We start from the raw sequence: 22,600 nt of genomic DNA, 5'->3' as shown, positions 1-22,600 counted from the left end.
TTTCCGATCATTCTTCTTGTGAGATGCGGTCATGAATTATCGATTTCGGAGGAGAGATTCAACCTGCGCCGACATCATCCTGCGATCCGCTGGCGCGTTTTCACGATCATCATCGCAGCACGCGCGGCTTCGCGTCCCTTTTCCAGGAAATGGGTGGTGAAGACACCCCGGTGGTGTTCGGTTTCATGAAAATGGTGCGGCGTCAGCGATACCGACAAGACGGGAATGCCGGTGTCGAGGCCGGCGCGCATCAGTCCATCGACGACCGCGGCTGCGACGAAATCATGCCGGTAGATACCGCCGTCGACGACCAGCGCGGCCGCGATCACGGCGGCATATCTGCCTGTAGCCGCGAGATCGCGCGCGGCGAGAGGTAGTTCGAAGGCACCTGGTACATCGAAGATGTCGACCTCTTCGCCAGGGATAAGTTCGAGAAAGCCCTCAAGTGCCTTCTCTACAATTTCCGGATGCCAGTTTGCCTTGACGAAAGCGAAGCGGGTGTGTGTCATGTGATCTCCTTTGGCTCGACACGTCACCCAAGGCGATCACGCACGTCATCAGCCCCCGCGATGGCGGGTGCTGTACGTCCGTTCTCTTCCATCCGGACTATGACCGTCGGCTCAGGCATCGCACCTGATCTGCTGACCCTTCCATTGGAAGGCGCTCGCGGGCTCGCGACCTGCGCCGCATACCGCCGGTGGGGAATTCCGCCCCGCCCTGAGAATACGTGTGATCTAGCTTGAAGCCTGTCGGGAAAGCAAGGCCGGATTGTCGCCAGTCACCACCCGGTCATGGCTTGACCTGCCCTCGCACGGGCGAGGCGGGGGAAAGCCTTCACCTCGCCGTCGAGGTCGTCGGGGATGACCGCGGGCGAGATGTTGTCGAGGCAGGCGGTGATGTGGTCGGTGATGGCGTTCATCAGCGAGGGAGAGAGGCCCGGCCGTTTCATGAGGCCGATCTGCACCGGCGGCAGCGGCGGAAAACCGTCGGCGGCAGTCAGCACCTTCATGCCCGGTCGCAGTGCCGATTCCGGCAACACTGAAACGGCCATGCCGGCAAGTACCGCAGCAGCGACCACCGTCGAGGACCAGCTTGTGAACAGAACCTGGTATTCGCGGCCGTCCGCATCGAGTGCCGAGCAGGCAAGCTGCCGCCAGAGGCAATCGCGACGGCCGACGGCGAGCGGCACAGGCGCATCGTCCTTGAGCGGATGATTGGCTGATCCGACCCAGCAGAGCGGCTCGGTCCGCACCACATCGGAGATCCGCTGGCGCGGGTTGTGCGTCACAAGCGCGATGTCGAGCTCGCCGCGCGCCATCTTTTCCGCCAGGCTGACCGAGGGCTCGCAGACGATATAAAGTTCGACATTCGGGTGTGTCTTGGCAAACCGGCCGATGATTTCGGGCATATAGCGGTCGGCATAATCGTCCGGCGTGCCGATGCGCAGCGTGCCTTCCAGACGGTTGTCGTCGAAGGCGGCGATCGCCTCGTTGTTGAGCCGGATGATACGCCGCGCATAGTTCAAAAGCTTTTCGCCCTCGGCGGTCAGCCGGTTGCCGCGACCGTCTTTGGCAAAGAGCTGCTTTCCGATCCGTTCCTCCAGCCGGCGCATCTGCATCGAAACGGCCGACTGGGTCTTGAACACCCGGTCCGCAGCCTTGGTGAAGCTGCCGGTATCCACGATGGCAAGGAATGTATGCAACTGGTCGATATCGAGCGGAGCGGACATGGCGGGCATCCATCAGAGTGTTTGATGCTAATCATTAGAAACATTCGTTGGACTGATCAATAGGTTTTCAGCGATAACAAGATCGCAAATCAACGATCGATACGGCGCCTTCTCCCTGAGGCGCCTCCCAAGGCTGCCTTTCCGTAGGACCTCCGCGGAAGGAGCGGCCAAACTCGTGCCTGATGAAAGGAAAGTCCGATGAGCACGACCAAATACGGAACCGAACTCGACCTCGTCTGCGAACAGCGTATTCCCGAAGGCCGCCTGGCCATTGCGATGCTGCGAGTGCAATCCGTATGGCGTGCCTTTCGCAATCGTCTGGCGTCCAATTGCCTCCATGATCTCGACGACCGCCAGCTCAACGATATCGGCCTCACACGGCATGATGTGGTGATGGCGCTCGACCGGTCCGGCGCTCTTCAGGATCCGTCGCTCCTTCTGACGCGCGCGGCCCGGGAACGGGCACGCACCCGCTTTGCGAGGTCCGCCAACCGCTGATTTCACGCTTTTCCCCGCAGGGTGATAGCCAATAGCCCTGCCTCTTGCCCGGCCGGTCGATCCGTGCCGGGCTTTTTTGTACGCATGCCGCCCGAAAGTGGTTGCCGGTTTCGGGGCAACGGCATGCAGGAAAAGGCGCGCTACTTTCCCGGCGTGGTCTCGGCAGGGGTGGGCTTGTCATCGGCCCCATTGCGCAGCGTCGCGAAGATCGCCTCCATGTTCTTCTGATAGGTCTTCTGCACTTCAAGCCCGCTGTCGAACATGCTGTTCAGAACGTCGCGATAGGGATTAGCCTCGGGCGCCGGCTTTTCTGTCGGCTTTTCGGGCGCGGGCGCGGACGGAGCCTGGGACGGGAAGGCGCCGGCCATCATATCCTGGAACGCCTTGGCGAACGGGTTGTCGGCAAAGGGATTGCTGCTGCTTGGAGGCTGCGGCTGTTCCGGCTTGTCCAGCCCCCACATCGAACGCATGGCCTGCGTGAAGGGATTGTCGAAAGGATTGATGGCCGCCTGAGGCTTGGTCTTCGGCTGCAGCCCCATGCTTTCGAGCCATTGTTGTGCCATCTGGCCGATCGGCGAGGCGGCAAAGGCCTCGTTGGCGGTCGGCATCTGGCCGGTCATCTGCTTGAACAGCCCGCCCATCAGCGTATCGGCCATCACCGGCATCATCCTCTTGAATGTGTCCTGTGCAATGCCGGTGAACTGTTCCGCCTGCGCGGCGATGGCGCGGGAAACCTCCTTCGAGCCGAAGATTTTTTCGAGAACCGCATTGCCGTCCGCGACGCCCTGGGGCGTGAAGGCCTTCGTCATGTCCTCGAAATATTTGGTATAGGCGCCCGAGAACATGCTGCTCATCAGCGCGGTCAGATCGTAGGGGTTGGTCGCGCTGCGCTTGAGGCCGGAAGAGAAGGCGGGCATCAGCGCGGCCATGGCCTGGGTCGCCTGCTCCTGCGCCAGATTGAATTGTTTGGCGATTGCCTCCATGCCTTCGCCGTTCTGAGCCCTGAGCATCACATCGAACAGTGGCAGCATGAAGAATCCTTTCCGCTTGCGTGTAACGAACACTATAGCCGGAAAAGCGTAAGCGGAAACCGGTTTTTAGAACCGGTCTCAGTTGCTCAATACTGATATTCCTCGAAAACAGGATCCACGGAACCGTTCCAGCGGCCGTGATAGAGTGCCAGCATGTCTTCAGCCATCGTCGCCTTCTTGGCGAGCACTTCCTCGATCGGCTGCAGAAATATGCTTTCGTCCTGGCCTTCGCCGTTCAGCCGGTTGCGCGCCTTCAGGCCGGCCCTTGAAATGGCGACGACCTCGCGCGCGACATCCAGGACAGGTCTGCCCTTGATCTCGGCCTTGAGCGCCTTTGCCGGCACCGTATCACGCATGGCGGTGACGTCCTCGACGGTCCAGTCCTGCGTCAGGGCTTCGGCATCGGCAAGCGCGGTGTCGTCGTAAAGCAGGCCGACCCAGAAGGCCGGCAGCGCGCAGATGCGCCGCCAAGGACCGCCATCGGCGCCGCGCATTTCGAGGAAGCGCTTCAGCCGCACCTCCGGGAAAAGAGTGGAGAGATGATTGGTCCAGTCGCCCATCGTGGGCTCCCAGTCGCTGATTTCGCCCTTCAGGGCGCCGTTCATGAACTGGCGGAAGGTGACATGCGTGCAGTCGTGATATCTGCCGTTCCGGACGACGAAATACATCGGCACATCGAGCGCCCATTCGACATAGTCGTCGAAACCGAAATCCGGCTTGAAGACGAAAGGCAATATGCCGGCACGCCGATTGTCGGTGTCGCGCCAGATGTCGCCGCGCCAGGAAAGCAGGCCGTTCGGCTTTCCCTCGGTAAAGGGGGAGGAGGCGAAAAGCGCGGTCGCGATCGACTGCAGCTTCATCGAAACCCGCATCTTCCGGGCCATATCCTCTTCGGAGGAGAAGTCGAGGTTCACCTGGATCGTGCAGGTGCGGTACATCATGTCGAGGCCTTGCGAGCCGACCTTCGGCATGTAGCGCGTCATGATCCCGTAGCGGGATTTCGGCATGCGCGGCGTTTCCTCAAACGACCATTTCGGGCTGCCGCCCATGCCGAGGAAGCGGATGCCCATCGGCTCGGCGATCTCCTTGAGGAGGGCCAGATGCTGGTTTGATTCGCGACAGGTCTGGTGGATGGTCTCGAGCGGCGCGCCCGAAAGCTCGAACTGGCCGCCCGGTTCGATCGAGATGGCACCCATACCTGAATGCTCGCCGAGCCCGATGATGTTCTCGCCATCCATGATCGGCTCCCAGCCGAGCTTCGCCTCCATGCCCTTCAGGAGTGCGGAGATGCTGGCATCGCCAAAATAGGGAACAGGGCGGTGATCCGCCTGGAAAAAGGCGAACTTCTCGTGCTCCGTACCGATGCGGAAGTCTTCCTTCGCCCGCGGTCCCTTGGCCAGGTAGGCGGAAAGCTCGGACACCGAGGAGAGCGGTGTCTGGTCGGTGGTGTCACGCGCCATGAAATTTACCTTGTTCGGAATGCCGGATCTGGACGCCAAAATCGTACGAATGCCGGCTGCTTGGACCGGAATGATGTGCGGTGCAAGTGAATTTCTTTCAAGATAGATTCAGAATTTCAAAGCCACTGTGTCAAGCGTGTCACCGCCAGTCGCCGATCGCCGCCTGGATGACCGCAAGCGCGGCCACCGCTGCGGTATCCGCGCGCAAAATCCTCGGTCCGAGTGGGATGGCCGTGACGAAGGGCAAGGACCGCAGCGCTGTCCTTTCCTCCTCGGAAAACCCGCCTTCCGGGCCGACCAGCAACGCCAGTTTCGTCTCCTTGACGGTGGAAAGGATCGGCAGCGGGTTCTGTCCTTCGTCGCCCTCGTCGCAGAAGACGATGCGCCGGTCCGCCGGCCATTTTTCCAGAAGGTCGCCGAGCTTCTTCGGCGCTGCCACGCCGGGGATCGACAATATGCCGCACTGTTCGGCGGCCTCGATCACATTTGCCTGAAGCCGGTCCAGGCTGGTGATCTTGCCCTGCACGTGCTGGGTCATGACGGGTTGCAGGAGCCCGGCGCCCATCTCCACCGCTTTCTGGACGATATAGTCCAGCCGCCCGACCTTCAGCGGCGCGAACAGGTAATAAAGGTCAGGCGCAGGCGGCTGCGGCCGGGTCTGTTCGAATGCTTCCAGTATGATCTTCTTGCGCGTCGGAAAGGTGAGCTTCGTCTTCCACTCGCCGTCACGGCCGTTGAAGACGAGAATTTCCGCCCCTTCGGCCATCCTGAGCACATTGGCGAGATAGTTGAACTGCTCGGCCGATACTTCGTGCCGGACGCCGGCCCCGAGCGGCGCTTCGATGAACAGCCTTTGCATCCGGAAGTTGGCGCGCATGGATATTCCGTTCGTCCTGGTCAGATAAACAGCGCGAACATAGCCGTCGCGAGCATTGCCGCAAGGGTGGCTGCGGCGGGAAGCGTGATCACCCATGCGGCGACGATGGTCAGCAGATGCGAGCGCCGCACCAGAAAACGCCGTTTTAACTCTTCGTCGTTGCGTTCGAAGGGCTCGGTCATGTCAAGCTCCTTGCCGGAGCGCATCCGTATATAGTCGAGACGACGGCGGGAATAGCGCGTATACCACTCGCGGAAGAAGCCGACGCCGAACACAGCGCCCACGGCAATATGCGTCGAAGACACCGGCAGGCCAATCCACGAGGCGATGATCACCGTCAGCGCGGTCGAGAGCGACACGCAATAGGCGCGCATCGGATTGAGCCTGGTGATCTCTGTACCCACCAGCCTGACCAGTTTCGGTCCGAACAGCAGCAGTCCGAGCGAGATGCCCAGCCCGCCGATCACCAGCTCCCAGAGCGGGACGTGGACGCTTCCGGTGACGCCGCGTTGCGCCGCCGCGACAATGGCCGCAAGCGGCCCGATCGCGTTGGAGACGTCATTGGCTCCATGCGCAAAGGACATGAGCGCGGCGGAAAAGACGAGGGGGACGCGGAAAAGTTTCCTGAGTGATTGATTGCGGTTTTCGAGCCCCTCGGCCTGCCGGGCAATCACCGGGATCAGGAGCCGCCATGCAGCCAGGCCGGTCGCCACCGCAATCAGTGTTGCGACCGGAACCGACACATGCACGAGCTGGCCCAATCCGATCAGCGAGAGAAACCCTGCGAAAGCCCCCGTCATGAGACCGATCAGCACCGGCACCCATTTCTTGGCCGAGGCGATCTTGTCCTCCTGGTAGATGATGGTTTCCTTGATGAGGAAGAGCAGTGCTGCGGCGATGACCGCACCGAGGATTGGTAAGAAAACCCAGCTGGCGGTGATGCCGGCGATCGTTCCCCAGTTGATCGCCGAAAGGCCGGCGGCCGCTATTCCGGCGCCCATGACGCCGCCGACGATGGAATGCGTGGTGGAGACCGGCGCGCCGAACCAGGTTGCGACATTGATAAGGATGGCGGCGGAGAGCAGAGCCGCCATCATGGCCCAGATCAGGATTTCCGGGCTGGCTATCATGCTGCCTTGCATGATGTTGTTGGCGACTGTGTTGGCGACACCCCGGCCCGCGATCACCGCGCCCGCCACCTCGAAGACGGCGGCAAGCCCAAGGCCGAAGGCCATGCTCATGGCACGTGCGCCGACCGCGGCGCCGATATTGTTCGTCACATCGTTGGCGCCGATATTCATCGCCATGTAGGCGGCAATTCCGGATGCGGCGATGACGACCACGGCACCGGGCTTGCCCGTCACGTAGGATGCGGCAAAGATCGCGACGAGGACGATGAAAAGCAGTGCCGTACCCGGTGCGGCAAGCCGGCGCGACGTCTGCCGCGCGGCTTCCTCCACCGAGGATAACTTTTCCAGATCCTTGTCGAGCGTCGGCTTCGCCAGACGCGGCCGTCTTTGGCCCATTTAATCATCCCTGGGTGATACGCGAGGTGTAAAACGGTGGCCCGGCCATTCTCCACCTCGCGAAGAAATCGTGGCCCACCGCCTAATGGCAATGGCTCATGAAGGCAATATTGGAACGTGCGGAGCTTAGCTCGCCGCCTTGGTCGGCAGCGGCGGAATGCGCGGCTGCATTTTTTCGGCGAACTGCAGGAGGAGAATCTTCAGTTCCGGCTCGTGGACGCGATTGGCGGCTTCCTCGCAGGAAACCCATTCCAGGGTTCGCGAACCCTTTTCGGGAAAGCTCTTGAGGCATTCGGTCACTTCCAGCGCATGAACTTGCACCTGGACAGGTATCTTCAGACCGTTGGTGAGTGTCTTTCGATAGTTGTAGTAGCCGAGTGGTTCCTTCCCTATCTTGCCCTTGACGCCGACCTCTTCGAAGGCTTCGCGTTCGGCAACCTGATAGGCCTTCTTGCCTGTCATCGGCCAGCCCTTGGGAATGACCCAGCGACCGGTATCGCGGCTTGTGGCAACGAGGACTTCAAGCTGTCCCTGCTTCTTCTTCATCCGGTAGCACAGCGCGGCATATTGCTGCCGCGGCGGCCGCTGCAGCATCAACCGAAGATTGCCGGTGACCTGATTCATGAAACCCAATTTCCGCGATACCTCCGAGTGAACGACATTTTACTAATATAGGGATTGCCTGAAGCTTAACGAGCTGAGCACAACCGTTTTGAACGAGAATCATGGCGGAAGGTTCGCTAAGATGAAGATTATTTTCGGGCCCGCCTTGTTTAAGGTCAACTGATAAATTGCACACCTGTTCACTTTATAACGGCATCGTGGATCTGCATGGCGTGATTGCGACAAATACGACGAAGAAAGTTGAAGCAGCGGCCTGATCGTGAAATAGGATGGGAGAAAAGAACAGGCGGCTTGAATTGCAAAGGGAGGTTGCCGTGTCCGAAGCTATTCGCTTTCTGCCGCCACGTCCGGCGGTCCTTTCGCGGCGGGCGGCCATTATCGCCGATCTCACCGATCTCCTGCCGGCAGACTGTCTCGTGCATGAGCCGCGCGAGCTGGTTCCGTTTGAGACCGATGCCTTCATCTCCTATCGGCGTCTGCCCCTGGCGGTGGTCCTGCCGAGGACAACGGCGCAAGTGGCCGCCGTCATGAGATATTGCCATCGTTATGGCATTCCGGTCGTGCCGCGCGGCGCGGGCACCTCGCTTTCGGGCGGGGCAATTCCGCAGGAAGATGCGGTCGTGCTCGGCTTGTCCAGGATGTCGCGCGTCCTGGAAGTGGACTATGCCAACCGCACTGCCATTGTGCAGGCGGGTGTCACGAATTTGAGCATTTCCGAGACCGTCGGTGTCGACGGCTTCTTTTATGCGCCGGACCCGAGCTCGCAGCTCGCCTGTACAATCGGCGGCAATATCGGCATGAACTCCGGCGGCGCGCACTGTCTGAAATACGGTGTCACGACCAATAACCTGCTCGGCGTCAAGATGGTGCTGGTGGACGGCACGGTGATCGATCTCGGCGGCAAGCATCTGGACGCGGCGGGCTACGATCTGCTCGGCCTCGTCTGCGGTTCGGAAGGCCAGCTCGGTATCGTTACGGAAGCCACGGTGAGGCTGATCGCCAAGCCGGAAGGTGCGCGGCCTGTGCTCTTCGGTTTCGAGACGTCGGAGGCGGCTGGTGCTTGCGTGACGGACATCATCGGCGCGGGCATCATTCCGGTTGCGGTCGAATTCATGGACAAGCCGGCGATCGAGATCTGCGAGGCATTCGCCCAGGCGGGTTATCCGCTTGATGTCGGGGCGCTGCTGATCGTCGAAGTCGAGGGCTCTGAAGCCGAGATGGATACGATGCTCGCAGGCATCGTCGAGATTGCCCGCCGCCATGATGTGAAAACCGTGCGCGAGTGCCAGTCGGCGACGGAAGCGGCGCTCATCTGGAAGGGCCGCAAGTCGGCCTTCGGTGCGACGGGCCGCATCGCCGATTATATCTGCATGGACGGCACCGTGCCGCTTGGGAAACTCTCCTATGTGCTCAACAAGACGTCCGAGATCATTGAACGGTACGGGCTGAGGGTCGCCAACGTCTTCCATGCCGGCGACGGCAACATGCATCCGCTGATCCTGTTCAACGCCAACGATCCGGAGGATGCGGCGAAAGCTGAAGAGGCCGGCAATGAGATCCTCAAGCTCTGCGTCGATGCCGGCGGTTGCCTGACCGGCGAACACGGCGTCGGCATCGAGAAGCGCGACCTGATGCGGCATCAGTATTCGGAAGCCGAGCTTGCCCAGCAGATGGCGGTGCGCTCTGCCTTCGATGAAGACTGGATCCTCAATCCGTCGAAAGTCTTCCCTCTCGAGGGAAGAGCGTGAATTTCATGTGTACCGTTTCTTCCGCCGTCCTTGCGGCTGGCGACCTTACCCCCCTCTGCCCTGCCGGGCATCTCCCCCTCAAGGGGGGAGATCGGCAAGACGCACCGGCTTCCCGAAACATCTGTCGTTTTCAGCATCGCTTCGGCAGCTCGAAGCCTATGTTTGGAGCGAGGCATCGCTGCTATCCGATCTCCCCCCTTGAGGGGGAGATGCCCGGCAGGGTAGAGGGGGGTGCTTAGAATGCTGATACCGCATAACGAAACGGACGCGGTCTACGTCGTCCGCAATGCCGCGGCTCAGGGCACCAGGCTCGCGCTCTGCGGAGGCAATACCCGGAGCGGATTCGGCAATCCCGTTTCGAGCGATGAGGTGCTGAGCGCCCGGGGACTGTCCGGCATCGTCGATTACGAGCCTGCGGAAATGGTCATGACGGCGAAAGCCGGCACGCCTGTCGCAGAAATCGAGGCGGTGCTCGCGGCAAACAGGCAGATGATGGCATTCGAGCCGATGGATCATCGCGGCATCATGGGCACGACCGGCGAGCCGACGATTGGCGGCGTCTTTGCTGCCAACGTCTCCGGGCCGCGTCGCTTCGTAGCGGGAGCGGCACGCGACAGCCTGCTCGGCATCCGTTTCATCAACGGCAAGGGAGAAGCGATCCGCGCCGGCGGTCGGGTGATGAAGAACGTCACCGGTCTCGACCTGGTGAAGCTGCTCGCCGGCTCGCACGGCACGCTGGGTTTTCTGACCGAGGTAACCTTCCGGGTCCTGCCGGTGCCGCAGGCGGTGGAGACGATCGTCATTTCCGGACTGGACGATGCGGCAGCTGCGAAGGCCATGGCCGCCGCCATAGCGTTGCCGGTCGAGGTTTCGGGTGCGGCGCATCTGCCGCAAACCGTCCGTTATCGATTCATCGGCGGCGCGCTGCCGGAAGGGGAGGCGACCGTGCTGCGCCTCGAAGGGCTTTCTGCCTCCGTTTCCGTGCGTGCGGAAAAGCTCGCCGCCGTCATGGAGGCCTTCGGCCCGATTGCGCGGCTCGGCATGGAGGAAAGTCAGAAGCTCTGGCACGAAATCCGCGACGTCCACCCCTATGCCGACGGTACGCAGAAGCCGCTCTGGCACGTTTCGGTCGCACCATCAGCGGGTCATCAGCTTGTCGCTGCACTCCGGCTGGAAGCGGGCGTCGATGCCTTCTACGACTGGCAGGGAGGGTTGATCTGGATGCGCATGGAGGCCGATCCGGAGGCAGAATTATTGCGTCGTTATATCCGCGCACTTGGCGGCGGCCATGCGACGCTCATGCGCGCTTCCGATGCGGTGCGGGCCGAGACACCGGCCTTCGAGCCGCTGCCGGATGCGGTGGCGGCGCTTTCGGCTCGCGTAAAGCAGAAACTCGATCCGGCCGGTATTTTTAGCGCAGGCAAGATGGGGTGGTAGACCTAATGATCGTTATCCCCTCTCACCCCCCTCTGGCCTGCCGGCCATCTCCCCCACAAGGGGGGAGATCGACTCGGTGTCACGTCTCGTCCATAGCAAACATCGCAGTTGGAGCGATGCCGGCGCGTCCTGCCAGTCTCCCCACCTGTGGGGGAGATGGCCGGCAGGCCAGAGAGGGGCATGCGCCCGCGACCTCGCGAGGAGCCTCCTAATGCAGACCTCCTTCACGCCCGAACAGCTTGCCGATCCGCATGTGGCCGAATCCGAAAAGATCCTGCGCCGCTGCGTGCATTGCGGCTTCTGCACCGCCACCTGTCCCACCTATGTGACGCTTGGCAACGAACTCGACAGCCCGCGCGGGCGCATCTACCTCATCAAGGACATGCTGGAAAACGGCCGGCCCGCCGATCAGGAGGTCGTCACCCATATCGATCGCTGTCTGTCCTGCCTTGCCTGCATGACGACCTGTCCCTCCGGCGTCGATTACATGCATCTGGTCGATCATGCCCGCATCCACATCGAGAACACCTACAGACGCCCGCTGATTGATCGGCTGATCCGCAACCTTCTTGCGGCCGTTCTGCCTTATCCGCAGCGTTTTCGCGCGGCCCTCATCCTCGCGAAGCTCGGTCGCCCGCTTGCGCCGATGCTGAAGCGCGTATCGGCCCTGAAGCCGCTCGGCGCCATGCTGGACCTTGCACCGAAGACTGCAGCGAAGGCTTCCGACGCGACAAGGCGAGGGACCTATCCGGCGCAGGCGGAGAAACGCGGCCGCGTCGCGATCCTGTCCGGCTGCGCCCAGCCGGTGCTCGATCCCGGCATCAATGATGCGACGCTGCGGCTGCTGGCCCGGCTTGGCATCGACGTCGTAGTGCCGGAGGGGGAAGGCTGCTGCGGCGCACTGGTGCATCATATGGGCCGGGAAAATGAGGCGCTCGATTTCGCCCGCCGCAATGTCGATGTCTGGACCCGCGAGATCGATAGGGGTGGACTCGACGCCGTCATCATCACCGCATCGGGCTGCGGCACGACGATCAAGGATTACGGTCATATGCTGCGCCTCGATTCAGCCTATGCCGAAAAGGCGGCAAGGGTGTCGGCGCTTGCAAAGGACATCACCGAATATCTCGCGACACTCGATCTGCCGAAGCTGGAGCCGAAGCGGCTCAACGTTGCCTATCACTCGGCCTGTTCGATGCAGCACGGCCAGAAGATCACGGCTCTTCCGAAGAACCTCCTGAAGGCGGCCGGCTTCACTGTTCGCGATCCGGCGGAAGGGCATCTCTGCTGCGGTTCGGCCGGCACGTATAACATCCTGCAGTCGGAGATATCGGCGCAGTTGAAGGCGCGCAAGGTGAGAAACATCGAGGCCACCAAACCCGATGTTATCGCCACCGGCAATATCGGCTGCATCACCCAGATCGCCACCGGCACGGAAATCCCGATCCTTCACACGGTCGAGCTGCTCGATTGGGCCTATGGCGGCCCCAGGCCGGAAAAGCTGCCGACGAAATAAAGGCCGTTCAAATAAAAAAAGCCGGCAACTTCGCCGGCTTTCTGGTTCGCAGGTCTCAGGCCTCAGAACTTGTAGGACACGCCGAAGTTGATCGCGTGGGTGAGGATATTGGTCTGCAGCGAAGCGCCGCTGTCGATATCCACGTCGATCCAGGAATAGTTGCCCTTGTATTCGGCAAAGGCCGACCAATTCTCGGTGAACTGGTAGCGGACGCCGGCCTGGGCCTGGATGGTCGCGCCGCCGAATTGGTAGTCGAATGTACGGCCGCTTGCGCGGGTGACTTCCACATGCGGAACGTTGATACCGACGCCCGCGCCGACATAGGGCGTCCACTTGCTGCCCTCGATCGGGAACTTGTAGAGCGCGTTCAGCGTCAGAAGGTTGAGGCCGTCAGTGAATTCGAAAACGGTCCAGCCGCCGGACTTGGTAAATGTCTCGTCGTCTGCATAGACCTTGGCATGAGTATAGTCGAGCGAGACGCCCCAGTTCGAGAGCGCGCCGCCTTCGAACCAGTAGGTGCCGCGGATACCCCAATAGGGCGGCATGTTGAACGGCTTCGTATCCCAGCCGGCCGTGAAGTCGGCCTGGTCGGAGACATCGACGTCAGAGTGAGGCGAGAACTGATAGCCGCCGTAGGCGGAGATTTCCCATCCGCCGCTGCTTGTCTGAACCGGAGCGACATACGGTGCTTCGGCGACTGCAGGGTCAGCCGCATGAGCCGGTGCGAAAGCAGCGACCGCGGTCAGAGCCGTGGAAACCAGGGAAAGCGAAAGAAGTTTGCGCATGAATCGGCCTGCAGAAATTGATTTTCGAGGCGCACTCTAGCGGCGGACGGCTCGCTGGTCTGTGCCTTTTTTGCACCAGTTCTTCACGAAGCTAGACGGGTCATGGTTAACGAAGCCTAAAACAATGGAAAAGGGCAGTTTTTCTGCCCTTTTCTGATGATTGCGACAAGTTGTCAGCCGCCGAAAATCGTGCCGAAGATATCGATGCCGCGGTCCTTGTAGTCGACATTGCCGTGGCGGTTGCCGGGGCCGATGACGATGACCCTGGTGCCGATGTCGGCGCGGGCATAGAGATGCTCCACGTCCTTGTTCATCATGCGGATGCAGCCCGACGACATGTTGAGGCCGATCGTCCATGGCTGGTTGGTGCCGTGGATGCGGAAGATGGTGTCGCGACCGCCTTTGTAGAGATAGAGCGCGCGGGCGCCGAGCGGGTTGTCGATACCGCCTTCCTGCACGGCGGGCAGGATGCGACCGGCACGACGCTCGCGGGCACGCATTTCCGCCGGCGGCGTCCAGGAGGGCCATTCCGCCTTGCGGCCGACGTTCACGACCCCCGACCAGCCGAAGCCGTCGCGGCCAACGCCGATGCCATAGCGGGTCGCGCGATTGGGACCCTCGATATAATAAAGGAACTTGTTGTTGGTATCGACGATGATCGTGCCGGGCCTTTCCGTCGTCGAGAAGCGCACCACGCGGCGCTTGTATTTTTCCGGCAGTTCCTTGCGCTGCGCCACCAGGGTGACGTCGCTTGCCGGGCGTTCGGCATGCCGTGCGGCGGGCCCGATCGCGCTTGCATTCTGAGCGGTGAAAAAAATCGCGCCGGCCATCCCCATGGCCATTGCGAGGATCCTGCCTCTCCTCATTCCCTCGTCCTCTTCAATTTCAGGATCAGCGAGGCTAGCCGACTCCATCGCCAAAGCAAGATGTCGCAGGCCGGATAAAGAAGATGTGATGGCCAGAAGGCGGCAGGACTGTGTCCTCCCCGCCTCACTTTCCGCCGTTCAGGAGGTTACATCACGATGACCTTGGTGCCGACGTTGACGCGCTCGTAGAGGTCGACAACGTCCTCGTTGCGCATGCGGATGCAGCCGGAAGAAACCGCGCTGCCGATCGTCCAGGGGGCATTGGTGCCGTGGATGCGGTAAAGGGTCGAGCCGAGATACATGGCGCGCGCGCCGAGCGGGTTTTCCGGCCCGCCGTCCATGCGCGCCGGCAGGTAATGGCCCTTGGCGGCCTCGCGCTGGATCATCTCCTTCGGCGGCGTCCAGTTCGGCCATTCGGCCTTCCGTGTGATTCTGTGCGCGCCGGCCCATTCGAACCCTGGCTTACCGACACCGACGCCGTAGCGGCGGGCCTGGCCGTTGCCTGTCACGAGGTAGAGGAAGCGGTTATTGGTGTCGATGACGATCGTGCCGGGCTTCTCTCCGGTCTCGTAGGCGACCATTTGCGGCAGGAATTGCGGTTCGATCCGGCCGCGGATCGGTTGCGGCCGCATGGCGACCGGTTGCGCGCGACCCTGGTCGAAGATGCCGCGTCGCTGCACAGTTCGCGCTTCGCGCTGCCGGTAGATGACGCGCGGCTGGGCCGCCTGGCGCGGATAGACGACTGGCCGGGCATTCGGCCCCGCAAGCTGCATCACCCATGGGGCCGCGAGATCGGGGCTGACGATGACGGGCGGGCGCTCGCGATATCGGTCGTTTGCGAAGGCATTGCCGCACAGGGCGGCTGCAAGGCCGAAGGCCAGGAACAGGGTTTTCTTCATGATCGGGTCCACGCGTTACAAATCACCGACCGGGCGAATCTTTTGAAAAAAGAATACCCGCGTTGGCGCTCATGGTGGGCGCGAGGTGAAAGCGAATGGTAAACGGGTGGCGCACCGAAACGCACGCAGCCCATAAACCTTTTGGCAGGGTTACCGGCCGGTTTGGAAACATGGTTGACCAGTGCTAAAGCGATGACAAAAGCGGTTAACGGCAGGGAATCGGGAATGGAAAAGGCGGGAATCATCATCGGCGACGACGGCAGGGGCCGCTGTTTCTGGCATGGCGGGTTGGAGGACTACCGCCGTTATCATGACGAGGAATGGGGTCGTCCGGTCACCGACGATTTCCGACTGTTCGAGAAGATCTGCCTGGAGGGTTTCCAATCCGGCTTATCCTGGCTGACCATCCTGAGGAAGCGCGAGAATTTCCGCGCCGCCTTTGCCGGCTTTGACTTCGAGAAAGTGGCGCGCTTCGGCGAGGAAGATGTTGCCCGGCTGCTTGCCGATACCGGCATCGTCCGCCACCGCGGCAAGATCGTCTCGACTATCAACAACGCGGCCCGCGCCATCGAACTCAGGCACGAGTTCGGATCGCTTGCAAAATACTTCTGGGGTTTCGAGCCGGGCTCCCACGAGCGGCCCGAGGCGATGGATCTCGAGACGCTGCGCGCCAACCCCACCACGCCGGTTTCCGTAAAACTGTCGAAAGCCCTGAAGAAGCGCGGCTGGACCTTCGTCGGTCCGACGACAGTCTACGCCTTCATGCAGGCCATGGGCCTCGTGAATGACCATCTCGACGGCTGTTTTTGTCAGCGCGAGGTCGAGGACCTGCGGCTGAAGTTCAAGCGCCCGTGATTTTGGCGAGTATCGCCGAAAGCTCGCCGAGATGTTCGATCTGGCGGAAGCGCGGCGCTTCGGCCGGCGCGTCCACATGCTCCAGGGCCCATGTCAGCGCATGCGGCACGAAGACGCCATAGGAGCCGGCGGCGATCGCCGGCACGATGTCTGACTTCAGCGAATTGCCGACCATCATCGCCCGTTCCGGCCCGTCCGCCACTTTCGAGAAGATGCGGCGATAGGTCGTGGCGTTCTTGTCGCTGACGATCTCCACCGCATCGAAGAAATCGCCGAGGCCGGATTGGGCGAGCTTGCGCTCCTGGTCGAAAAGGTCGCCCTTGGTGATCAGCACCAGAAGGTATTCGCCGTTCAGCGCCTCAAGCGTTTCTTCCACATGCGGCAGGGTCTCGACGGGATGGCTGAGGAGGCCGCGGCCGATATCGAGGATTTCGCCGATCGTCCGGGTCGGCACCTTGCCGTCGGTGATCTCGATCGCCGTCTCGATCATCGACAAGGTGAAACCCTTGATGCCGAATCCGTATTGGGCGAGGTTGCGTTTTTCCGCCTCGAGCAGACGCTCGGAAATATGCGGCCCCTCGGCGAAATCGCCGAGCAGCTTCTGGAAATGCTCTTCCGTCAGCCGGTAATATTGTTCGTTCTGCCAGAGCGTATCGTCGGCATCGAAGCCGATCGCGGTAATCGGGCGCATGGGTCCATTGCCTCCATGCGTTGATATGGCGAAAAAGAAGACGCCGGGCAAGCGGTTCGGCGTGCCCGGCGCGGTGTTGTTAAGCGTTGTTACTTGCCGTGTGCTTTCAGCCAGGCCTGCATTTCGGCGATTTCCGCCTCCTGCGCCTTGATGACCGCTTCGGCGAGCTTGCGGATTTCCGGATCCTTGCCGTATTCGAGCTCGACCCTTGCCATGTCGATCGCGCCCTGGTGATGCGGGATCATGCTGCGCACGAAATCGACATCCGCATCGCCCGAATATTCCACCGCCATGTCCTGGTGCATCTTCTCGTTGGCGGCCGTGTAGCCCTTGGTGGCGGGCGTTTCGGCAGCCGTGCCGGAATTCGCCATGGGCATGTTCTTCATGTTGGAGTGGTCCATCATCTGCTGGGCTGCGAGCGGACTTGAGACCAGAACCGCAAGAGCGGCGGCGATGAATATGGTTTTCTGAGACATGGTATTTCCTTTCCCGTGTCCGATGGAAATTGAAGATGAAGTGATCCGATATTCGATCAGGCGCGGGGAGGGGGTGTCAGCGGCGCGGGAACAGGCGAGACGAGTGCCTGTTCGACGGCCGGCGCGGGATAGGCATGGATGATACGGCCGGCATCGCCGGTCGCGACATTCGGCAGGAGCGTCACGCATACGGCGCAGAAGGGTGCCGCGCAGGCCTTTGCGCCATGCGGGCAGGGTTGCTTGGTGTCGCCGTGCATATGGGCGGTTTGGGAAGTTTCAATCGTCCTGCCGTGCTCGTGCTGGCCATGGCCGCGATGTTGCGAATGGTCATGCACGATCGGAGGAGGTTGCTTTCCCGATACGAGCACCGAAGACGTCGCCATGGCGGGCATGGCCCCGTAGAGGAGCCAGGCGAAGAACATGAAAACGGCGGCGATACGCGACATGGGCCTGAATCTAAGATGGCTGGCATGGAAATCAACCATGTGAAGATCACGCTATGATGATGACCGGGCGATGACCTCATGGATCGCCTGGCAATCGCGGCTGAGCTCGCCGTAAGGCGCGACCGGCCAGATCCATTTCCGTTTCGCGATCGGCGCCGGCACGCCGCAGAGCAGGTCGGCCTCTTCGCGCACGATTTCTTTGCGATCGGTGACGCGATAGCTGGTGTCGGTCAGGAGCACTGTCCTGCAGGGCAGGGTGGTCAGGCCATCGAGATGGGCGAGGATCAATGCTCTCACGATTTCATCTTTGCCCTGCCGTTTTTCCCTCTCAAGCCGCCGTTTCGCCCCGACCCCGATCTGTGACAGGATGTTTGCCGAGACGACAAGGTCGAGATACGGCACCTGCCTGAGGAACGCGAGCGGCTCGACGGGCTTGCCTGCAACGGCATCCTCGAACCCCGAGAGATCGCGGGAAATCAGCCGGACATTTCGGAGACGCCCGGCTTTCAGCCACATCCTGACGCTCGCCAGATGCACGAGGTCGACCAGCACGACCGTATCGAATTGTTTCGACAATTCTTTGATCGGCACGTCCCGCAACAGGCCCGAGCCGAGCACGACAGCGGTGCGCTTCTGCTTCATGCCGTCTGTCGTTTCCCGAATGAAGGCCTTGCAGTTCTCCTCATGCGGCGCCCAGGCTTTCGCGCATCGCCCGGCCCGCGACCACAGGCTGACGGAGGATCGGATGAAGGGACGAAACGCTTTCGGCGTGACCGCATGGGTCGCGGCATATTGAACAGCTTCGAGGAGCATAAGTCAGCGATAGACTTCGCGCCGATGACCGATCTCGATCACCAGCACGACGAGCCGCTGATCCTGGATTTCGCAGATGATGCGATAGTCGCCGACGCGGTAGCGCCAGTACCCGCCAAGGACGTGCCCTTTCAGCGCCGCGCCAAGTTCTCTGGGATTTTCGTGTGTCGCGACACGCTCTTCAAGAAATGAGATAATGCGCGCTGCATCGTGGTGGGCGAGATGCTTTAGTTGCTTCCGCGCGCTATCCCGTAACTCAATCGTCCAGGCCAAGTTCGCGCTTCACTTCTTCCAGTGTATAGGTCCGCTCGCCGTTGCGAATCCGCTCCATTGCGGCTTCCGCAAGCGCAATGTCATGCAGATCTTCGAGATGCTGTTCCAGCACGTCGCGCATATAGGTATCCGGCTCGGCACCGGCTTCCGCGGCGTATTCGGCGATCAGCTTGTGCATTTCGTCCGGCATTTCGATCGTGACGCGTTTGTTCATGGCCTTTGCCCTTTCATGCCGGAATATATAGCATTCTCCCGAACACTTCGCCACCCATCGCCCTTGCCGCTCCCGCCTCTATCCTCTAAGAAACCGCTCACAAATCCGGCCTTTGCGGCCGACGGCAATGGAATTTCGATCATGAGCGACAAGAGACAAAAACCGCAGAAACTCAAAGCCCGCCTGCCGCGCGGCTTCGTCGATCGCACCAGTGCCGATATCCATGCCACCAACGAGATGATCGAGAAGATCCGCGAGGTCTACGAGCGCTACGGTTTCGACCCGGTCGAGACGCCGATGTTCGAATATACCGATGCGCTCGGAAAATTCCTGCCGGATGCCGACCGCCCGAACGAAGGCGTGTTCTCGCTGCAGGACGACGACGATCAGTGGATGAGCCTGCGCTACGACCTGACAGCGCCGCTCGCCCGCCATGTCGCGGAGAATTTCAACGAGATCCAGCTTCCTTACCGCACCTATCGCGCCGGCTACGTCTTCCGCAACGAGAAGCCGGGTCCCGGCCGTTTCCGCCAGTTCATGCAGTTCGATGCCGACACCGTCGGCGCGGCGGGCGTCCAGGCAGATGCCGAAATGTGCATGATGATGGCCGACACCATGGAAGCGCTGGGCATCAAGCGCGGCGATTACGTGATCCGTGTCAACAACCGCAAGGTTCTGGATGGCGTCATGGAGGCGATCGGAGTTGACGATCCCACGCAGAAACTCGCTGTTCTTCGTGCTCTCGATAAGCACGATAAATTCGGAACCGAGGGGGTTCTCCTCCTTCTTGGGGATGGACGTACAGATGAAAGTGGCGACCGTACCAAGGGGGCGGGGCTAAATTCCGAGCAGATCAAACTAATCATTCCATTTCTGGCCGGATCAACCATGGTCCCCGCTGATCAATCTCGGAGTCGCGTTCGACCTCTAGTAGGACGGCCCTCAAAGGAAGACAGCATTCTGTGGGTCGACAATTCTTGGAATTCGATTGAAGCTGCTCGGTTGATCGTAGGTGCGACGCCAAGCGGAGCTGCTGGAATTGAAGAGCTTGAATTGATGCTCAATCTGTTTGAGCAATCGGGCTATGGCCCTGATCGTATCGCGATAAATACCACTATTATCCGCGGCCTCGAATACTACACCGGCCCGGTTTTTGAAGCCGAGCTCACCTTCGACGTTACCAACGAGAAGGGCGAAGAAGTCGTGTTCGGCTCCGTCGGCGGCGGCGGGCGGTATGACGGGCTTGTCTCGCGCTTCATGGGCCAGCCGGTTCCGGCGACGGGCTTTTCGATCGGTGTCTCGCGCCTGATGACGGCGCTGAAGAACCTCGGCAAGCTCGGCCGGGACGAGGCGGTCGCCCCGGTTCTGGTCACCGTCATGGACGGCGATGTGGAAAGCATGGGCCGCTACCAGCGCTTCACGCAGGACCTGCGCAATGCCGGCATCCGTGCCGAAATGTACCAGGGCAACTGGAAGAAGTTCGGCATCCAGCTGAAATATGCCGACCGCCGCGGCTGCCCGATCGCCCTCATCCAGGGTGGCGATGAGCGCGCTGAGGGTGTGGTGCAGATCAAGGACCTGATTGAGGGCAAGCGCCTTTCCGGCGAGATCGAGGACAATGCGGCCTGGCGCGAGGCGCGGGTGGCCCAGGAAACCGTTCCCGAGGCGGAACTGGTCGCCAAGGTGAAGGAGATTCTGGCCGCCCAGGCCGAGGATCGCAGAAGGGCGAAGGATGCGTGAGTGTTACCCCCCTCTGCCCTGCCGGGCATCTCCCCCTCAAGGGGGGAGATCGGCTGGTGGCCCTCTCGTCGCCTTCAATCTGACGTCTCCTTCCCCGCAGCCGCCCCTCGGAAACGACGGTCGTGCCGCTTGTGATCTCCCCACCCGAGGGGGAGATGTCCGGCAGGACAGAGGGGGGAGTCGTGGCACAGTGGGAGCAATCCCATGCCCCTGATCGACATGCCGGAGTTTTCCGGCGATCTCCTCGCCGAATTCGCCGCTCGCCGCACCGAGCGGGTGAACACGCCGGTCATCCAGCCGGCCGAGCCTTTTCTCGACATGGCCGGCGAGGACTTGCGCCGCCGCATCTTCTTGACCGAGAGCGAGACGGGCGCGAACCTCTGCCTGCGACCGGAATTCACCATTCCCGTCTGCCTTCGCCATATCGAGACGGCCACCGGCACGCCGAAGCGTTATTCCTATCTCGGCGAGGTGTTCCGTCAGCGCCGCGAAGGCGCCTATGAATTCTACCAGGCCGGCATTGAAGACCTCGGCGACAAGGACATCGCCAGCGCCGATGCCCGCGTCATCGGGGACGCGATCGGCATCTTGAAGGCGCTGCTGCCCGGCCGCAAACTCGGGGTGACGCTGGGCGACCAGGCGGTATTCGAGGCGGTGGTGAACGCGCTCGGCCTGCCGTTCGGCTGGCAGCGGCGGCTGATCCATGCCTTCGGCGACATGGCGCATCTCGAAGCGCTGTTGGAACGGCTTGCCCGGCCGCAGCCGGTCACCGGTCTCGATCCCGAGATCGCCGGGCTCCTGGCCTCCGGCAACGAGGCGGAACTGGTGTCGCGCATCGATCGCACCATGCAGGAGACCGGCTATTCCACCAATGCCAGCCGCTCGCCGGCCGAGATCGCAAGGCGGCTCAAGGAAAAGCTGGAACTCGCCGAGACGCGGCTCGACGGCACAGCGCTGCTGCTGCTGCGTGAATTCCTGACGCTTCAGCTTCCGCTCGCGGAGGCGCCGGCGGCGCTTGCCGGCTTCGCCGATGCCGCCGATCTGAAACTCGGGCCGGCGGCAGCACTTTTCGACGCGCGTCTGGCGGCGCTTGCCAATGCCGGTGCGGACCTTTCGGCCATGACCTATCGTGCCGCCTTCGGCCGCCCGCTCGACTATTACACTGGCCTCGTCTTCGAGGTGACGGAAGAAGGCTCGCCTGCCGTTCTGGCCGGCGGCGGCCGCTTCGACCGGCTGCTGACCCTGCTCGGGGCGAAGGATCATATTCCGGCCGTCGGTTTCTCGCTCTGGCTCGATCGAATTGAAGCGGCGAGGGGTGCCGCGGCGGGCCGAAAAGTGGAGGCCGGTTTTCGGGCGGACCCGCCGCGCGAAGAAAAGAGCGTTCAATGAGCGTCATTACGATTGCCCTGCCGTCCAAGGGCCGCATCAAGGAAGACACCGCCGCGATTTTCGAACGCGCCGGGCTTGCGATTTCCGCCGTCGGCAACGACCGCTCCTATCGCGGCCGCATTGAAGGAATGGACGGCGTCGAGATCGCCTACCTGTCGGCCTCCGAGATTGCACGGGAACTCGCAAGCGGCGCGGTGGATTTCGGCGTGACCGGCGAAGATCTTGTGCGTGAGGGCATGGCAGGCGCCGACGGACGCGTCGAGTTCTGCGCTCGCCTGGGCTTCGGCCAGGCGGATGTCGTGGTCGCCGTGCCGGAAATCTGGCTCGACGTGGAGACCATGGCCGATCTCGGCGACGTGGCCGCGGATTTCCGCGCCCGCCATGGCCGCCGGTTGCAGATCGCCACGAAATACTGGCGGCTCACGCAGCAGTTCTTTTCAAGCCAGCATGGCATCCAGCTCTACCGCATCGTGGAAAGCCTCGGCGCCACGGAAGGCGCGCCGGCGGCTGGCCAGGCGGATATCATCGTCGATATTACCTCGACGGGCTCGACGCTTCGGGCGAACCATCTGAAGATCCTGTCGGATGGGGTGATCCTGAAATCCGAGGCCTGCCTGGTGAGAGCCCGCAAGCCGGATCACGAGGATGATCCGCGAGTGGCGCAGATCGTGGAGGCGGTCCGCGGCGTGCTTTAAAGTTTCAACGGG

General features: G+C 61.7%; 24 protein-coding genes and 1 riboswitch. Of the genes, 8 read left to right on the top strand and 16 right to left on the bottom strand.

Going from position 1 to position 22,600, the window contains the following annotated elements; all coding sequences use genetic code 11:
* Positions 1–74: 74 nt before the first annotated feature.
* Positions 75–509 carry a 6,7-dimethyl-8-ribityllumazine synthase gene (locus tag ABK249_RS01415; RefSeq protein WP_037158482.1) on the bottom strand — a complete coding sequence of 145 codons (435 nt, stop codon included), beginning with the start codon at positions 507–509 and terminating at the stop codon, positions 75–77.
* 76 nt (positions 510–585) lie between these two features.
* Positions 586–729, bottom strand: a riboswitch (FMN riboswitch).
* A 49-nt stretch (positions 730–778) separates the two neighbouring features.
* Positions 779–1,729, bottom strand: coding sequence for a LysR substrate-binding domain-containing protein (locus ABK249_RS01410; protein ID WP_037158480.1), 951 nt, complete (start codon positions 1,727–1,729; stop codon positions 779–781).
* A gap of 198 nt (positions 1,730–1,927) precedes the next feature.
* Between ABK249_RS01410 and ABK249_RS01405 the strand changes: the two genes are divergently transcribed.
* Positions 1,928–2,227 (top strand): DUF1127 domain-containing protein, encoded by a 300-nt coding sequence (locus ABK249_RS01405; protein ID WP_348861992.1) that lies wholly within the window; start codon positions 1,928–1,930, stop codon positions 2,225–2,227.
* 140 nt (positions 2,228–2,367) lie between these two features.
* Here ABK249_RS01405 and ABK249_RS01400 read toward each other — a convergent pair whose 3' ends face one another.
* The 5 genes from ABK249_RS01400 to ABK249_RS01380 form a co-directional block, all read right to left on the bottom strand.
* A complete protein-coding gene (locus ABK249_RS01400; RefSeq protein ID WP_037158474.1) occupies positions 2,368–3,258 on the bottom strand; it encodes a DUF937 domain-containing protein in 891 nt (296 codons plus the stop codon).
* An 86-nt stretch (positions 3,259–3,344) separates the two neighbouring features.
* Positions 3,345–4,718 (bottom strand): glutamate--cysteine ligase, encoded by a 1,374-nt coding sequence (locus ABK249_RS01395; RefSeq protein ID WP_037158471.1) that lies wholly within the window; start codon positions 4,716–4,718, stop codon positions 3,345–3,347.
* A gap of 139 nt (positions 4,719–4,857) precedes the next feature.
* Positions 4,858–5,595: a 16S rRNA (uracil(1498)-N(3))-methyltransferase gene (locus ABK249_RS01390; protein ID WP_348861991.1), complete on the bottom strand. Its 738-nt coding sequence runs from the start codon at positions 5,593–5,595 to the stop codon at positions 4,858–4,860.
* A 20-nt stretch (positions 5,596–5,615) separates the two neighbouring features.
* On the bottom strand, positions 5,616–7,121 hold the full coding sequence (locus ABK249_RS01385; RefSeq protein WP_227701994.1) for an inorganic phosphate transporter: 1,506 nt from the start codon (positions 7,119–7,121) through the stop codon (positions 5,616–5,618).
* 126 nt (positions 7,122–7,247) lie between these two features.
* Positions 7,248–7,754: an NUDIX hydrolase gene (locus ABK249_RS01380; RefSeq protein ID WP_200884015.1), complete on the bottom strand. Its 507-nt coding sequence runs from the start codon at positions 7,752–7,754 to the stop codon at positions 7,248–7,250.
* Between the two features lie 305 nt (positions 7,755–8,059).
* On the opposite strand from ABK249_RS01380, the gene ABK249_RS01375 reads away from it, so the two are divergent.
* From ABK249_RS01375 to glcF, 3 genes are all read left to right on the top strand, one after another.
* The gene (locus ABK249_RS01375; RefSeq protein ID WP_348861990.1) at positions 8,060–9,493 is read left to right on the top strand and encodes an FAD-binding oxidoreductase; all 1,434 of its coding nucleotides are present in this window, start codon (positions 8,060–8,062) and stop codon (positions 9,491–9,493) included.
* Between the two features lie 240 nt (positions 9,494–9,733).
* A complete protein-coding gene (gene glcE, locus ABK249_RS01370; protein ID WP_037158458.1) occupies positions 9,734–10,930 on the top strand; it encodes a glycolate oxidase subunit GlcE in 1,197 nt (398 codons plus the stop codon).
* Positions 10,931–11,141: 211 nt separating this feature from the next.
* Positions 11,142–12,446, top strand: coding sequence for a glycolate oxidase subunit GlcF (gene glcF / locus ABK249_RS01365; protein WP_037158455.1), 1,305 nt, complete (start codon positions 11,142–11,144; stop codon positions 12,444–12,446).
* 62 nt (positions 12,447–12,508) lie between these two features.
* Here the strand turns inward: glcF and ABK249_RS01360 are convergent, their stop codons facing one another.
* From ABK249_RS01360 to ABK249_RS01350, 3 genes are all read right to left on the bottom strand, one after another.
* On the bottom strand, positions 12,509–13,231 hold the full coding sequence (locus tag ABK249_RS01360) for an outer membrane protein (protein ID WP_037158452.1): 723 nt from the start codon (positions 13,229–13,231) through the stop codon (positions 12,509–12,511).
* A gap of 173 nt (positions 13,232–13,404) precedes the next feature.
* On the bottom strand, positions 13,405–14,097 hold the full coding sequence (locus tag ABK249_RS01355) for a L,D-transpeptidase (RefSeq protein WP_037158448.1): 693 nt from the start codon (positions 14,095–14,097) through the stop codon (positions 13,405–13,407).
* Positions 14,098–14,243: 146 nt separating this feature from the next.
* Complete coding sequence (locus ABK249_RS01350; RefSeq protein WP_037159886.1) at positions 14,244–14,999, bottom strand: L,D-transpeptidase; 756 nt, start codon at positions 14,997–14,999, stop codon at positions 14,244–14,246.
* A gap of 222 nt (positions 15,000–15,221) precedes the next feature.
* On the opposite strand from ABK249_RS01350, the gene ABK249_RS01345 reads away from it, so the two are divergent.
* Positions 15,222–15,851, top strand: a complete 630-nt coding sequence (locus ABK249_RS01345; RefSeq protein WP_037158445.1) for a DNA-3-methyladenine glycosylase I — start codon at positions 15,222–15,224, stop codon at positions 15,849–15,851.
* Here the strand turns inward: ABK249_RS01345 and ABK249_RS01340 are convergent.
* From ABK249_RS01340 to relB, 6 genes are all read right to left on the bottom strand, one after another.
* Positions 15,838–16,542 (bottom strand): HAD family hydrolase, encoded by a 705-nt coding sequence (locus ABK249_RS01340; protein ID WP_037158442.1) that lies wholly within the window; start codon positions 16,540–16,542, stop codon positions 15,838–15,840. The two genes, ABK249_RS01345 and ABK249_RS01340, sit on opposite strands and share 14 nt — an antisense overlap.
* Before the next feature lie 89 nt (positions 16,543–16,631).
* On the bottom strand, positions 16,632–17,018 hold the full coding sequence (copM, locus tag ABK249_RS01335; RefSeq protein WP_037158439.1) for a CopM family metallochaperone: 387 nt from the start codon (positions 17,016–17,018) through the stop codon (positions 16,632–16,634).
* 56 nt (positions 17,019–17,074) lie between these two features.
* Positions 17,075–17,464, bottom strand: a complete 390-nt coding sequence (locus ABK249_RS01330; RefSeq protein ID WP_152601288.1) for a hypothetical protein — start codon at positions 17,462–17,464, stop codon at positions 17,075–17,077.
* A 51-nt stretch (positions 17,465–17,515) separates the two neighbouring features.
* Positions 17,516–18,277, bottom strand: coding sequence for a hypothetical protein (locus tag ABK249_RS01325; protein WP_348861989.1), 762 nt, complete (start codon positions 18,275–18,277; stop codon positions 17,516–17,518).
* 3 nt (positions 18,278–18,280) lie between these two features.
* Positions 18,281–18,550, bottom strand: a complete 270-nt coding sequence (locus ABK249_RS01320; RefSeq protein WP_037158430.1) for a type II toxin-antitoxin system RelE family toxin — start codon at positions 18,548–18,550, stop codon at positions 18,281–18,283.
* Entirely contained in the window at positions 18,534–18,764 is a 231-nt protein-coding gene (gene relB, locus ABK249_RS01315; RefSeq protein ID WP_037158427.1) for a type II toxin-antitoxin system RelB family antitoxin, read from the bottom strand. Before relB ends, ABK249_RS01320 begins: the two co-directional genes overlap by 17 nt.
* A 141-nt stretch (positions 18,765–18,905) precedes the next feature.
* On the opposite strand from relB, the gene hisS reads away from it, so the two are divergent.
* The 3 genes from hisS to hisG all read left to right on the top strand — a co-directional run bounded on the left by hisS (position 18,906) and on the right by hisG (position 22,588).
* Positions 18,906–20,504, top strand: coding sequence for a histidine--tRNA ligase (gene hisS, locus ABK249_RS01310; RefSeq protein ID WP_037158424.1), 1,599 nt, complete (start codon positions 18,906–18,908; stop codon positions 20,502–20,504).
* Positions 20,505–20,708: 204 nt separating this feature from the next.
* Complete coding sequence (locus ABK249_RS01305; RefSeq protein ID WP_037158421.1) at positions 20,709–21,893, top strand: ATP phosphoribosyltransferase regulatory subunit; 1,185 nt, start codon at positions 20,709–20,711, stop codon at positions 21,891–21,893.
* A complete protein-coding gene (gene hisG / locus ABK249_RS01300; protein ID WP_227702003.1) occupies positions 21,890–22,588 on the top strand; it encodes an ATP phosphoribosyltransferase in 699 nt (232 codons plus the stop codon). Before ABK249_RS01305 ends, hisG begins: the two co-directional genes overlap by 4 nt.
* The last annotated feature ends 12 nt before the right edge of the window (positions 22,589–22,600 follow it).

Origin of the sequence: Neorhizobium phenanthreniclasticum, assembly GCF_040066075.1 — a bacterium.
In the GTDB taxonomy this organism is placed as follows: domain Bacteria; phylum Pseudomonadota; class Alphaproteobacteria; order Rhizobiales; family Rhizobiaceae; genus Neorhizobium; species Neorhizobium petrolearium.
Note: the sequence above shows the minus strand (reverse complement) of the source record. Positions and strands in the feature narration are given on the sequence as shown.